This window comes from Rhodococcus sp. H-CA8f (genome assembly GCF_002501585.1).
Taxonomy (GTDB): domain Bacteria; phylum Actinomycetota; class Actinomycetes; order Mycobacteriales; family Mycobacteriaceae; genus Rhodococcus_F; species Rhodococcus_F erythropolis.
Genome location: NZ_CP023720.1, coordinates 45,178 through 58,331 on the forward strand (window position 1 = coordinate 45,178; position 13,154 = coordinate 58,331).

A 13,154-nucleotide genomic window follows, 5' to 3' on the forward strand; every position below is an offset into this window, starting at 1 on the left:
TAGCCCAGTCGGTAGGTTTCAGAAGGGCCAAGGGCGATCACTTTGCGGCAGTGAATGCAATCTCCGAGATGGATGTCTGGTTTTGTCCGGATTCGGTGCTGAGCTGCGTAATCCAAACCAGGACATACTGACCCGAGCCGTCCGACGAGAGCGGAATGTCGGTCACACCGTTCTTCAGTACACCGGATCCGATTTCCTTGGTCTGATCCAGCGAAGTGTTCGCAGAAGGGGCAGAACGGATTTCAACGACGGTTCCGGGCGAATCGGACGTGATCGCAATGTTTTTCAGGTTGGCCGCATCGGCGAGCGTCACCATCAGGCCGACGCCGTTCTTCAGGGACGGGAAGGGCTGGAAGTACGAGTCCGACGACCATGCGGTGGCCGGATTGCCGTCGATGGCGTTCTTCGCCGTTGCCGGCTGATCCGGCGTGCCCTGGGGCGAGAACACCGTTACGGCCGAGGCGGCTACCGGCACGGTTGCGGCCGCCGGTGCGGGGGCAGGTGAATTGTTCTCGGGCGCAGTAGCTTCGGTGGTCAAGCCGAAACTCTGCTCGCTGAGCGGGGTGTCGTTACTGCCGCCCGAGAGGAAGCTCGCTACCCACACCACAAGGAGAATCAGGACGATCACGGTGAAGACACCGAGCGCCGTCAGTGCCGCGAGCATCCGCGTCGACTTCTTCTTCTCGGCCTCGATGGCTTCGGGGTCGTTCAGTGCGTGACCCGACGCTCCCTGTTCGCGGTGGCCGAGACGAAGTGCCGGAATCATTTCCGTCTTGTCGTTGACGACGGACGCCTGATCGAGGATGTGCTGCACGGTGGCAGCAGTGCGGATTCCACTCTCCGACTGCAACGCTCGAACTGCCACGGCCGAGATGTCGAACGGAACCTCCGGACGGACGACCCGAGGTTCGACGATGTTGCCGTCGGCGCCGCGGCCGGCGGGAAGCAAACCACCGACGGGACCGGCGGACGGATCGGCGAGCGGCCAGCGCGCCGTGATGAGCGAGTACAGCATGGCGCCGAGACCGCGGACGTCGCTGGTGGAATCGGCGTCGGCAAGCGTCGCCGGGAACGCCAGTACGGCGTCACCGTTGATGCTGATGCGAACGCGGTCCGGGTGATCGATGGACAGCGCACCGCCGGTGCGGTGGGCAGCTTCGGCAGCGGCCGCCAGGGCACGGATGGCGCGGGCTGCACCGATCGGTGACGGCGTGGTCTCGGCCATCTCACGCAGCGAGCGGCCGGGAGTCCATTCGGCGACGACGATGCCGCCCGAACTTCCGCGGACGACGTCGAGGACGCGAGCCAGACCGGGCGAGTTGATCCTTCCCAGGCGCAGCGTGCGCGAGAGAACTGCCTGCGGTCCGGACTGGCTGTCGTCGTCACCGCGTTGATCGGCGTCGACGAACGTCAGGGCTACTTCACGGTCGAGCTTGACGTCGAGAGCTTCCCAGAACTGCAGTCCGCGGGTTCCGCCGTGCGGCGCGAGCAGACGGTAGCGTCCGCCGGCGACAGAGGCGCCCGGGATGAGCTTGGGTCCACGGGGCATCGGTCGCTGGGCCGGTCGTGCTGCGGATCCGGCGGCAGGTGTGCGAGGCGCAGCGGGCGGCGGTGTCTGAGCTGCAGCCGTCTTCTGAGGTTCGGGTGCCTTCTTGTCCGGAGCAGGCGTCTTCGGCGCGGGTGTCTTCGACACAGGTGCTGAAGGTGTCTTCGACACAGGTGCTGAAGGTGTCTTCGACACACTGACCGGAGGCACCGGCGGTGCGGCCTTCTGCACCGGCGGCTGTGGCTTCTGGCCCTGCTGTGGCTTCTGGACCGGCCGCTGCGCGGGCTGCTGTGGCCTCTGACCCTGCTGTGGCTTCTGGCCGGCAGATGCGGAGGAACTCGTGGATGCAGGTGTGCCCGACGATGCCGTTGACTTCTGTTCGGACGCTTTCACGGCAGAAGTCCCGGCACTCTTGTTGCCGGAAACGTTGTCGTCGCTCACCCTCGCTCCTTCTCCATCGATAGCCCGTCCCCGAATACGCGCGGGTTGCGATCCTGTACGCCCATGACCAGGGTACGGGAGCGCACCCGGTCGTTCTTGCTCGTTTGATTCCGTTCTGATTGCAGGAATCAGCTCGGTGACGTCGTCGTCGGTGTTGTTACGTGTGTCCGGTTCGGCGCGACCTGTCAGTGAACGAATCTTGCGGGAGACCGCAACTGTTACCGACAGGACTTCCGGAACCTTCTTGAAGTAGAGAATCGTGAAGGTGATCGCGAGCATCAGGATGCCGCCGACGGCGACGCGAACCATCGAGCCGGGGCCGCCGAAACGCTCGGTGAGTTGATCGAATCCGAGGACGCGGTCGACCGCGAGCATGGTCAGCGAACCGGCCAGCGAGGCGAGTACGACGGACCAGACTGTCTTGCCCACGTTGGCCATCTGCAGGTTTCCGAGGCTGCGGTGCAGGAGGTATCCGCCGATGACGGCGCCGGTGATGTATCCGAGACCGTTGGCCGCACCGAGCAGGATCACGACCTGATCGCTGTTGGAGGCGAAGACCGGAGCGAGCGCCGAGAATGCAATTTTCACTGCAGTGATGCCGAGAACGATCCACGTCGGCGTCCAGGCTTGTTCGCGGGCGTAGAACACACGAAGTTGGATCAGGACCAGCGCGTACGGAATCAACGTGAATGCCGACCAGCTCACGGCAGTACCGAGACGTTCGGCCTGTTCGGGTCCGAAGCGGCCGTAACCGTAGAGTGCTTCACCGACCTGCGGACCCATGAAGGTCAGGAACATGATGATCGGAACCAGCGTGATCATGGTCAGACGTGTCGCGACCGACAGATCGTCCACGACGGCCGGGGTGTCGTCGGCCGCAGCGTTGCGGCTCAGGCGCGGCATGATCGCGGTCAGAACCGTCACTCCGAGCACGCCGTACGGGAGCTGCAGGAGCAACCAGGCCTGGCTGTAGATGGCAGGGCCGGCTTCGTCGGCATGTGAGGAAATCTTGGTCGCGAAGATCATGCCCATCTGGCTGATCAGGACGTACAAGACGATGGCGACGGCCATGCCGCCGAACTGGCGCAGGCGATCGTCGAGACCCCACAGCGGCTTGAGCGAGATCTTCTCGCGGCGAAGCGCGGGGATCAGGCTGGCTGCCTGCACGATGACGCCGATGGTGATGCCGATGCCGAGGGTGAGCAGCTTGGCGTCGCCCATCGAGACCGGATCAAGCGAGATCTCGCCCGGAGTCAGGCGGTAGACCACGAGCACCACGAGGACGACGACGTTGTTGAGTACAGGAGCCCAGGCTCCGGGCTTGAAGATCTGCCTGGTGTTCAGAAACGCTGTGAACAGTGCCGACAGCCCGTAGAACAGGATCGCCGGCAGAAGTAGATACGACAGCGCCGTGGTCAGGTCGGTGCTGACCTTGCCGTCTTCGGACAGGAAGACGTATTTGGTGAGTACGGGTGCTGCCAGGGTCGCGAGCAGCGCGGCCATGCCCAGTAGGACGAGCGACGCCGTGAAGAGGCGTCGGACAAACGCTTCGCCGTGATCGGCGTCCTCCCGCTCGGCGCGGACCAGCACGGGGACGACGATCGCGGTCAGAACGGCGCCCAAGACGAGTTCCGCGATCATGTTCGGGATCTGGCTGGCCACGGTGAACGAACTGGCGATGGCCGGGCCGAGGACCATCAGGATCATCAACTGCTTGGCGAATCCCGTGATGCGGCTCGTCAGCGTCGCGATCGCGATGGAACCCGTCGCCGCGAGGAGGCGGGAGTTCGTTTCCTTACGATCACCGACCAGGGCGTGCGCGTCGGTATCGAACTCGTCCGACTTGGTCGCCTGCCGATCGGCGAATTCCATCTCGGCTTCGCGATATCTGGGATAGTCGCGGATCACCGGGATGGTCATGGTGGGTGCGTCGTCGAAACGTGCGTCGGGGTTGACCGGCTGAATCGGGTAGCCGCGCTCCCACGGTGGCATCCGAGGATGCGAACGGGTCGTGGCACTCTTGCGGGTGATCGCCGAGCGGCGACCCTCCTCGGGTGGATTCCCGGTCATGAGCGTTCGTACCCTTCATCTGCTGGGTCCGGCTGACCCTTGAATCGATGCCACAGCCGTCGCCCTGCCAGGAACAGCAGCAACCCTCCCGCTGTCGCCGTCACGGCGGCCAGGGGACGACCGTACGCATTCGACCGTACGGTCACGCTGGTCGGCGTACCCAATTGGCGGCCATCTGTCGTGGTCAGCGAGAAGTTGACTTCCAGCTTGCGAGAATCGTTCATTTCCGCGGGCACAGTCAACTGTCGGCTACCTCGCGGCGGCAGCTGTTTGGGACCGATGTCACTGATCTGCATCTCGGGTGGGGCTTCCACACGCAGGTCGACGTTGATGGCGATGGGCAACTCGTTGCGCGCCACCAGCAGGAGCGGACTCTGCCCCGACGCGAGGGTGTAGACGCCGCCCGGCGACACCACACTGACGGCCCGGTACATCCCGTCGACGGCTTCGGTGACGTTGTCGGCGCGGATGGTCGCAGCGCGCTCCGCCCGATTGACCGATGCGGAGGCGACGTTGCGGCGATCCGCCAAGGTCATCGAGCGAAGTAGATCTTCGCGGAGCGGTGCCGTGAATCCCCGGGGGGTGAGCGAAGCCGCCGGATCGTCCACGAGCGATGCTTCGAGCCCGTCGATACGCGGAAGTTGGGTGGTTGCGGTCTCGACGACGGACGTCTGCGGACCGTCCTGGGTGGCTCGGTCCGGGTAGTCGAGCGTGGCGGCGTCAGTGGCCCCCGGTTGTCTGCCGAGTAGTGCGGGCAGGGCCTGAGGTGAGGCGAGGCCGGAGCGAATGAGGGTCGCGAGCATCGAGAGCACGGCGGTGGCGTCGTTGCTGTCCGCGGTCCACAGTTGCGGCGGCGCGAAGATCTGATTGCGCGGCAATGACGTGGGCGTCAGCGCGGCCCACGCCATCGCTCCCAGCGCGTCCTGGCGCCGGGCGCTGCGCGATTCGATGTCGATGGTCGGCGCGGTGTCGTCGGGGATGTACGACGGGACCTGCGGCTCCGAGCCGGTGGCGGCCAAGGCTGCGGCTGCCGAAGTGTCGAACGCAAGGGCGTCGAGTGAGCCGGTTATCCGCGACGACAGTTGCGGGGCTGCCGAGTCGACGGAGGTGTCAGCCACCATCGCTGTGGTGGGATTCACGCTCAGCACCTCTGCGGTGGCCGAGTCGAGGACACCCGAATCCGGCCAGACGAAATCTCGCAGTGACGTCACGCCGAGGATGTTGTCGACGATGTCTGCCGGGCGTGCGAGCGCGGTAGCCGTCAACTCCGGATTGGCCACCGAGGTGACCGCGGCGAGATCGGCCTGGGCGAACGGAACCGCCGTAGTGCACATCGAGGACGCGAGGGTCTTCACCCGGCCGAGCCATTGGTTGGCGGCGTCGCTGCCACGGCCTTCGTGCGACGGTCCGGTGGGATCTGACGAGTTGTCGGCCACGAGGTATCCGCGAGTCATGTTCTCGACGGTGATCAGAAGGTCAGGGTCGATTGCCAGGCAGAGCGCATCCGTGACGCGGCGATCGGTATCGCTCTCGGGCTTGGTGGCGTTCTCCACCGCATCGACCAACGCGTCCAGGCGCCCGCCGTCGGAAAGTTCGGTGGCGAGTTCGTCGTCGATCAGGCGCACGGGCTCGTTGACCGCGCCCGGGATTCCGCCGACGAGTCGTGGCGCGTCGGCCAGCGGCCACATGAGCGTGACGCCGATCGGGGCGGACGTGTCGGGGGGAACGACGGCCGTCGCCGACGAACTGGGTGTTCCGGATGTGGCGTTCGATTCGGCCGCGGCCGGCACACCGAGCACTGGGAGCAGGAAGCGTGCGTCGTCGAGTCGGGCGGCCCCGCCGTATTCCGGGGTGCCGTTCACGTTGACGAGCATCGGGTAGACGCCCGGTTCGGTGATGTCGAGAGACAACCCGGTTGTGCTCCGGAGCGGCAAGGTGAGTGTGAACTGCTTGGACTGGCCGGTGTCGAGGGTGGTGGCAACGGTGTCGAATTCGCCGACCGTGTCGAAAACAGCCTGGTCGAAATCGAGTGCTGCGCGCACGTCCGAACTGGAGTCGATCGCGGGAGCGCGTTGCAGCCTCACTCCGACGTCCTCGACGGGACGGTCACCGACGTTCTTCACCGTGCCCTTGACCACGACGTTGCGGTCGCTGGTTGTCGTCACGGTGGTCGGTGCGGTGGAGTCGATGGTCAGCTGCAGAAATTTGGCATCGTTGGTGTTTCGCGCCGGGGCGCGCTCACTGGGCTGGCTGGACGGAGCGGCCCAGGAGACGGCCGTCGTCGCGGGCCCGAAACCGACAGCGGCCATCACCAAAGCGGCCACACCGGCCCGCCGCAGAGCCATTCTCATCCGGCGTCCGGTTCCTTCGGGTGCTGTACTCGCGGGATTTCAGGTCGGTGCATTTCAGGTCGCGGCATTTCGGCGATCATCTGCGATGCAAGTTCGGCCAGCTTGCGCTCGTCGGCGTATGCGAGTCGCTTGTGCAGTTCCGTCAGCGGCACCCAGGCGACTTCGGTGACCTCGATGTCCTCGTCGGAGAGTTCACCGCCGAGAAAGCGGAGGAGATAGTGGTGCACGGTCTTGTGGACGCGCCGACCTTCGGTCACGAACCAGTAGTCGATGCTGCCCAGCGGTGCCAGGACGGTTCCCTGGATACCGGTTTCTTCTTCGACCTCACGCATTGCGGTCTGTTCGGCCGTCTCACCCTGCTCGATATGGCCCTTGGGTAGCGACCAGAGCAGGCGTCCGCGGCGGTCGGTTCGGCCGATCAGTGCAGCGCAGAGGCGTTCGGGAGGTCCGCCCCAGCCGTCGACGACCAAGCCGCCCGCAGAAGTTTCACGGACGGTTCGCATCAAAGGTTTATCGGGGTTGCCGACGGCAGGTCGACGCCGCGGGTTGCGGCGACTCCTGTTTGTTCGTTCGGCACCAGACACCTCATCGATACTAGTTGGCCTTGCAGCGTTGCCCGGTAACCCGCGCAAAGCGGTCTATCGCGTTCGTATGCGCGTTCTGCTATTTGCGCACCTTAAGTAAGCTCCTTTCACGTGACTGTCCCTACCTCCGACGCTGATCGCCGCCTACGACTGCTTGCCGACGCCACTGCAACGCTCGGCACGTTGTCCGACGTGTTGAACCCGCTCGGTGAGCGTTTTGCCGAGGCCGGTCACGAGCTGTTCCTGGTGGGTGGCAGTGTTCGCGACGCGATCCTCGGCCGCTTCAGTGGCGATCTGGACTTCACGACGGACGCCAGGCCGGAGAAGGTTCAGGCTCTGCTCAAGGGCTGGGTGGACAAGCAGTGGGACACCGGCATCGAGTTCGGGACCATCAGCGCCATCAAGCACGGCCAGGAGATCGAGATCACGACCTTCCGGGCCGACGCTTACGACCGTGTCTCGCGTAATCCGATAGTCGAGTACGGAACGACGTTGGCCGACGATCTGGTGCGCCGCGATTTCACCGTCAACGCGATGGCGATGAAGATCGGCGCGGACGGTTCCTACACGTTTGTCGATCCGCTGAACGGCATGGACGCCCTGCTGGCCGGGGAACTCGATACGCCGTCGGCGCCGGAGAACTCGTTCAACGACGATCCGCTGCGGATGCTGCGCGCAGCCAGGTTCGTCTCGCAGCTTGGTTTCACGTTGAACAATCGCGTTTTCGAGGCCATCAAAGAGATGGCGTCGCAGATCGAAAGGATCACCGCCGAGCGTGTGCAGGTGGAGCTGAACAAAATGATGCTGGGCATGTACCCGGTGGACGGCATCAACATGATGGTCGACTCCGGACTGGCTGCATACGTGCTGCCCGAGGTTCCGCAGATGAAGCTCGAGATCGACGAGCATCACCAGCACAAGGACGTCTACCAGCACTCTCTCACCGTGCTCCAGCAGGCGATCGATCTCGAAGAAGGCGATCCCGACCTCGTATTGCGTTGGGCTGCACTGCTTCACGACATCGGCAAGCCGGATACCAAGCGTAACGAGCCAGGCGGTGGCGTCAGCTTCCACCACCACGAGGTGGTTGGCGCCAAGCTGGTGCGCAAGCGCATGCGTGCCTTGAAATTCTCGAAGCAGATGGTCGACGACGTTTCGCAGCTCGTGTTCCTGCACTTGCGTTTTCACGGCTACGGCAAGGGACAGTGGACCGATTCGGCAGTGCGGCGGTACGTCACCGACGCGGGCGAGCTGCTCCCCCGGCTGCACAAGCTCGTCCGGGCCGACTGCACCACGCGTAACAAGCGCCGCGCCGCGCAGTTGCAGGCCACGTACGACGACATCGAAGAGCGGATTGCGCGCATCGCGGAGCAGGAAGACCTCGCTCGCGTGCGTCCGGACCTCGACGGCAACGCCATCATGGAACTGCTCAACATCCCGGCCGGCCCGCAGGTGGGCAAGGCATGGACGTTCCTCAAGGAACTACGTCTGGATCGCGGCCCGCTCGAGCGTGACGAGGCCGAAGCCGAACTGCTGAAGTGGTGGGCTACCCAGCAGGGCTAGTTTCTCGTTTCTTGCGGTTGAGCAGCACCGCTGACAATCCGGCGGCATAGACACCCGCGCCGGCAAGGGCCAGGCCGACGCTCTTGCCGTCGGGTGCGATCACCGTCGACGCTGCCGCGATCGCACCGATGAACGCGACGTTGAACACGGTGTCCTGCAAGGCGAATACCTGGCCACGACGGTCGTCGTCGATATCGATCTGCATGGCCGCGTCGCCGCTGAGTTTCACGGACTGCCCGGCGATGCCGAGCAGGAAGGCGGCGATCAGCAGCGATCCCTGCGTCAGGGTGGTCACGAAGACGAGCTGGACGGCCACCGCGCACACCAGGGCGTACGTGATCGTCCGTGAGCGACCGATCCGCGGGATGAGGAACGGTGTGATCAATGCCGCGATCAGCATTCCGATGGCCGTTGCACCGACGGCGACGCCGAATCCGGCCATCCCTCCAGGTAATTGGGAGCCGTTCGAGGTGTCGCGTAGGACCAGCACCATGATGAGGGTGTTGATGCCGAAGCAGATGCGGTGCGCTCCGATCCCGATCATTGCCGTGGTGACGCCAGGCGCCTCCCAGACAGCGGTTGCCCCGGTGCGCAGTCCGGCCGTTACCGAACGGACGGCGCTGGCACGAATCACTTCGTCGGCCACTGGACCAAGTGAGCGGGCGGTGAACCTGGCCGCGGCGAGGGCTGCGATCACCGATCCCAGTGCTGCGATGGCCACGGCGGCGCCTGACGCTCGATCCCCCGCGCCGATCACGCCGATGATCGCCACCGCTGCCGAAGCACCAAGAGCGGCTACCACCGAACCAGCCGTTGTGAGAACGGAATTGGTTGCCACCAGCCACGATTGTCGAACGACCTTCGGCAGGGCTGCGGATACGCCTGCCCCGACAAAGCGGCTGACCCCGATCGCAGCAAGCGCACACGTCAACAACAGAGTGTCACCGCCGCCGGCGACCAGCAGCACCGCGGTGGTCAGGATGAAGAGGCCGCGGAGCACGCTCGCCCACAGGAGCACCAGGCGGCGGTCCCAACGATCCAGCAGAGCGCCGGCAAAGGGGCCGATCACCGAATAGGGAAGGAGCAGTACGGCAAAGCCGGCCGCTATCGCCACCGGATCGGTTTCACGTTCCGGGTTGAAGAGGATTGCGCCGCCGAGCGCGGCCTGGAACATTCCGTCGCCGAACTGGCTGGAAAAGCGGACGAGCGCCAGCCTTCCCAGGCCGGGTGATTCACGCAGGGTGTGCAGTACCCGCTGCCAGGCCTCGCGGCGGTTCGAGGCTCGGTTCATAAGCGGAAACTGTAGTGGGTGGGTCAGGCGCCGATCTTGACGGTGGCCCGCTCGAGGATCGGCGCGATGTCGATCCCCCTCGGCAGGGTCCCGAACACGCTCCCCCAGCTATCTCCGAGCCGACTCGCGCAGAATGCGTCGGCCACCGCGGGGTGCCCGTAGCGGAGCAGCAGCGAGGCTTGCAGTGCGAGTGCCATGTCACCGACGATCTTTCGTGCCCGGTATTCGATGTCGTCGAAATCGCCGAATGCCACCTCGAGATCCCGCACGGTCTGATCGAAGCGGGCGTCCACGCCACTCGCTTGTTTCAGTTCGTCGAAGAACACCTGCAGCGTTTCGGGTTGCTTCGCCATCGCCCGCAGAGTGTCGAGCGCCGCGACGTTGCCCGACCCTTCCCACACCGAGAGCAGCGGAGCCTCGCGATAGAGGCGCGGCATCCGGGATTCCTCCACGTATCCGTTTCCGCCCAGACACTCGAGTGCCTCGGCAGCGTGGATCGGTCCGCGCTTGCAGACGAAGTACTTGCTCACGGCCAATGAAATGCGTCGTAGGGCGCTCGCGTGGGCATCGCCCGACGTTGCGCGGTCGGTCAGAGCGGCCAGCCACATCGCGACGGTAGTCGACGCTTCCGATTCCACCGCCAGATCTGCGAGAACATTGCGCATCAAAGGTTGGTCGATCAGGTTGGCGCCGAACGCACTTCGATGATTCGCATGGTGAACTGCCTGCAGCGTGCCGACGCGCATGCCGGTGGCCGTGCCGATCGTGCAGTCCAACCTGGTCATGTTGACCATCTCGATGATGGTGCGCACGCCCCGGCCTTCGTCGCCGACCATCCACGCGAGAGCGTCGCGGTACTCGACCTCGCTGCTCGCGTTGGAATGATTTCCCAACTTGTCCTTCAGGCGCTGCAGGTACATGTTGTTGAGCGAGCCGTCCGGCAGGACCCGAGGAAGGAAGAAGCACGACAGACCGCCCGGCGCCTGGGCGAGGACGAGGAACACGTCCGACATCGGTGCGGAGGTGAACCACTTGTGGCCTGTCAGGAGATAGCTACCGTCGGATTGTGGCACTGCCCTTGTGGTTCCGGCACGCACGTCCGAACCGCCCTGTTTTTCCGTCATCGACATTCCGGCGATCAATCCGGGTTTGGTGAGGGGAGCTTTCAGCGCCGAATCGTAGTGGCGGGTGGTCAGGAGGGGTTCGTACTGAGCGGCAAGATCCGCGTTGTGCCGCAGCGCTGGGATCACGGCGTACGTCATGGAGATGGGGCAGCCGTGGCCGGCGTCGGTTTGACCCCACACGGCCATCTTCGCGGCGCGGACGAGGTGTGCGTGTGGATTCGGGTCAACCCACGGAGCGCCGTGCAGTCCCAATTCCACTGCGGTGCTCATGAGTTGGTGATAGGCGGGGTCGTAGCGGACCTCGTCGATGCGGTTGCCGTAGCGGTCGTGGGTTCTCAGGACAGGTGGGTGCTCCTCGGCCAGGTCGCCCCACTCCTGAGCTTGCGCGCTGCCGGCGCGGACCCCGACGCGATGAACCTCTTCGGCTGCGTCCGAAGCTCCCTCGCGGTGTAGTGCCTCGAGGATCGGCGCGTATTCGGCTGCGTCGTAATCGATCAGGGGCGGTACCTGATTGGTGACTTCATGCGTGGGTGTCATCGAAACTCCCTAACGATCGAAGGGTGAAGGCGAGGATGGCATCGATCGCAGCGGGATCCGTGGTGCCGCCGCGCAGCGGAAGGATCAGGGCCTCGCCGATTGCCCCGACGATGCACGCTGACGTCAGAGTGGCGTCCTGCGACGGTATCTCACCGGTGTCGACTGCCGAGCGAATTGCGGTGGCCAGGCAATCGCGGAACGATTCGCGAAACATGAGTCGCTGTTCGTCGACGAGTGGATCCACCGGCTCCACCAGCAGTGCATAGGCGAGAACCGGTGCACACATGGCACGTTCGGCGAAGGTGCGAACCGACGCCGATACCGCGGAGCGGTGGTTGCCTTCCAGACTTCGGGCATTGTCTCCGGCGTCCCGGGCCGCGGATACCTCACGGCTGCAGACTGATTGGAACACCTCGGCGAACAATTCACCCTTGCCGTCGAAATGTCGATACAGCGTCCCGGTGGCGACGCCGGCGTTCTTGGCCACCGCGGCGATGGAACAGCCCGCATAACCGTGGGTTGCCACTGCCGTCGTGGCCGCGTCGAGCAGTCGGGCGCGTTGGGCGTCCAGTCTTTCTTGTATTGCCGGAGTGCGGCGATAGGCCATGTGAAGAAGTGAACACCCGTTCTGTTCTTGCGTCAAGAGCCCCCACCTCCAGATTCAGGCAGCAGCGGTGCGAGCCTGTTCCGCGCGCCACCACGCGACGGTCTCTTCGGCGGCCTGATCGAGCGGCGTCGGCGAGAGTCCGAGCAGCACTTCGCTGGCGCTCGAGTCCATGACAAACGGCTTGGTGAACTGGTAGTTCATTTCCGCGAGTTCGCGGCTGTCGGTGTTGATCTTGCCGACGGCGTCGAGCACCCAGGCGGGCAGGACACCCACCTTGGCGGGGGACGCCCCGGCGGCTCGAGCGAAGGCCTCGGCGATCTTGCGCTGAGTGAGCGCGGGGCCGGTGGGTGCGTGGATGACGGAGTTCCAGAGTTCGGGGTTGTGTGCTGCTGCGATCATCGCCGCCGCGAGATCGGGGATGTAGGTGAAGGAGTGCGGCTGGTCTGCGGAACCGATGACACGAATCTTCTTACCTGCCATGACCTTCGGAACCATGCGCTCGCCGGCGTGGGCGGTGCGGACGCGGGGACCGAAGAAGTCCGAGGCCACGACGCTGACGGTGGGTGTTGCGGAGGCCTCGCGGGCACGCAGCAGCGCGGTGCGCACTCCGCGCTTGCCGCCGGTGGCGTTGCGTGGATCGGATTCGGTCATCAGGGTGTCGGAGTTGTAGGCGTAGAGGCTTTCGGGGAAGACCACGACGGCTCCGATGGATGCGGCTGCGTCGAGCACAACCTTCTCGGCCGCCGGGAGTTCCCGCTCCCAATCGGCTGCGTTGTAGGCGGCGTGGATGCAGTGGTAGATGGCCGTGGCGCCCTCGCTGACCGAGCGCAGGGCCTCGGAATCCGAGACGTCGACGCGTCGGCGGTCGATCAGCGGGTGCTCGGGCCCGCTGCCGGACCTGGTCAGGAGCCGGACGTTGATTCCCTGCTCGGCGAGCTGTAGCGCGACGGCGGATCCGACGGGTCCTGCTCCGGTGACGATTTCGAGGTTCGACATGGTGTGCTCCTTCTCGTTTCGGGTGAACTGAGAGCACTGCTCTC

Annotated in this window: 8 protein-coding genes; 1 reads left to right on the forward strand and 7 read right to left on the reverse strand. The window is 64.8% G+C overall.

The genetic code is table 11. The features are described from left to right. Positions 1-37: 37 nt before the first annotated feature. Genes CPI83_RS00225 through CPI83_RS00235 form a run of 3 tightly spaced genes read right to left on the reverse strand, consistent with a single transcriptional unit; the run spans position 38 to position 6,992 of the window. On the reverse strand, positions 38-4,057 hold the full coding sequence (locus CPI83_RS00225) for a lipid II flippase MurJ (protein ID WP_097386592.1): 4,020 nt from the start codon (positions 4,055-4,057) through the stop codon (positions 38-40). After that, positions 4,054-6,408, reverse strand: coding sequence for a DUF6049 family protein (locus tag CPI83_RS00230; protein WP_070384690.1), 2,355 nt, complete (start codon positions 6,406-6,408; stop codon positions 4,054-4,056). Before CPI83_RS00230 ends, CPI83_RS00225 begins: the two co-directional genes overlap by 4 nt. Then, positions 6,405-6,992, reverse strand: a complete 588-nt coding sequence (locus tag CPI83_RS00235) for an NUDIX hydrolase (RefSeq protein WP_019746192.1) — start codon at positions 6,990-6,992, stop codon at positions 6,405-6,407. Before CPI83_RS00235 ends, CPI83_RS00230 begins: the two co-directional genes overlap by 4 nt. A 111-nt stretch (positions 6,993-7,103) precedes the next feature. Here CPI83_RS00235 and CPI83_RS00240 point away from each other — a divergent pair, with 111 nt between their 5' ends. After that, positions 7,104-8,555: a CCA tRNA nucleotidyltransferase gene (locus tag CPI83_RS00240; protein ID WP_019746191.1), complete on the forward strand. Its 1,452-nt coding sequence runs from the start codon at positions 7,104-7,106 to the stop codon at positions 8,553-8,555. On the opposite strand, the gene CPI83_RS00245 is transcribed toward CPI83_RS00240, so the two are convergent. The 4 genes from CPI83_RS00245 to CPI83_RS00260 are packed head-to-tail and all read right to left on the reverse strand — an operon-like array spanning position 8,539 to position 13,110. Continuing rightward, positions 8,539-9,846, reverse strand: coding sequence for an MFS transporter (locus CPI83_RS00245; protein WP_021332609.1), 1,308 nt, complete (start codon positions 9,844-9,846; stop codon positions 8,539-8,541). The genes CPI83_RS00240 and CPI83_RS00245 overlap by 17 nt on opposite strands. A gap of 23 nt (positions 9,847-9,869) precedes the next feature. After that, the gene (locus tag CPI83_RS00250; RefSeq protein ID WP_097386593.1) at positions 9,870-11,507 is read right to left on the reverse strand and encodes an acyl-CoA dehydrogenase family protein; all 1,638 of its coding nucleotides are present in this window, start codon (positions 11,505-11,507) and stop codon (positions 9,870-9,872) included. Further along, complete coding sequence (locus CPI83_RS00255; protein ID WP_097386594.1) at positions 11,491-12,114, reverse strand: TetR/AcrR family transcriptional regulator; 624 nt, start codon at positions 12,112-12,114, stop codon at positions 11,491-11,493. The genes CPI83_RS00250 and CPI83_RS00255 overlap by 17 nt, the downstream gene beginning before the upstream one ends. A gap of 54 nt (positions 12,115-12,168) precedes the next feature. Then, complete coding sequence (locus CPI83_RS00260) at positions 12,169-13,110, reverse strand: NAD-dependent epimerase/dehydratase family protein (protein ID WP_097386595.1); 942 nt, start codon at positions 13,108-13,110, stop codon at positions 12,169-12,171. Positions 13,111-13,154: the final 44 nt, after the last annotated feature.

Bases quoted from the DNA above. Each gene is read 5' to 3' on its own strand.
- CPI83_RS00250 (WP_097386593.1), bottom strand. From the start codon at position 11,507: ATGACACCCACGCATGAAGTCACCAATCAGGTACCGCCCCTGATCGAT.
- CPI83_RS00225 (WP_097386592.1), bottom strand. From the start codon at position 4,057: ATGACCGGGAATCCACCCGAGGAGGGTCGCCGCTCGGCGATCACCCGC.
- CPI83_RS00230 (WP_070384690.1), bottom strand. From the start codon at position 6,408: ATGAGAATGGCTCTGCGGCGGGCCGGTGTGGCCGCTTTGGTGATGGCC.
- CPI83_RS00255 (WP_097386594.1), bottom strand. From the start codon at position 12,114: ATGGCCTATCGCCGCACTCCGGCAATACAAGAAAGACTGGACGCCCAA.
- CPI83_RS00260 (WP_097386595.1), bottom strand. From the start codon at position 13,110: ATGTCGAACCTCGAAATCGTCACCGGAGCAGGACCCGTCGGATCCGCC.
- CPI83_RS00245 (WP_021332609.1), bottom strand. From the start codon at position 9,846: ATGAACCGAGCCTCGAACCGCCGCGAGGCCTGGCAGCGGGTACTGCAC.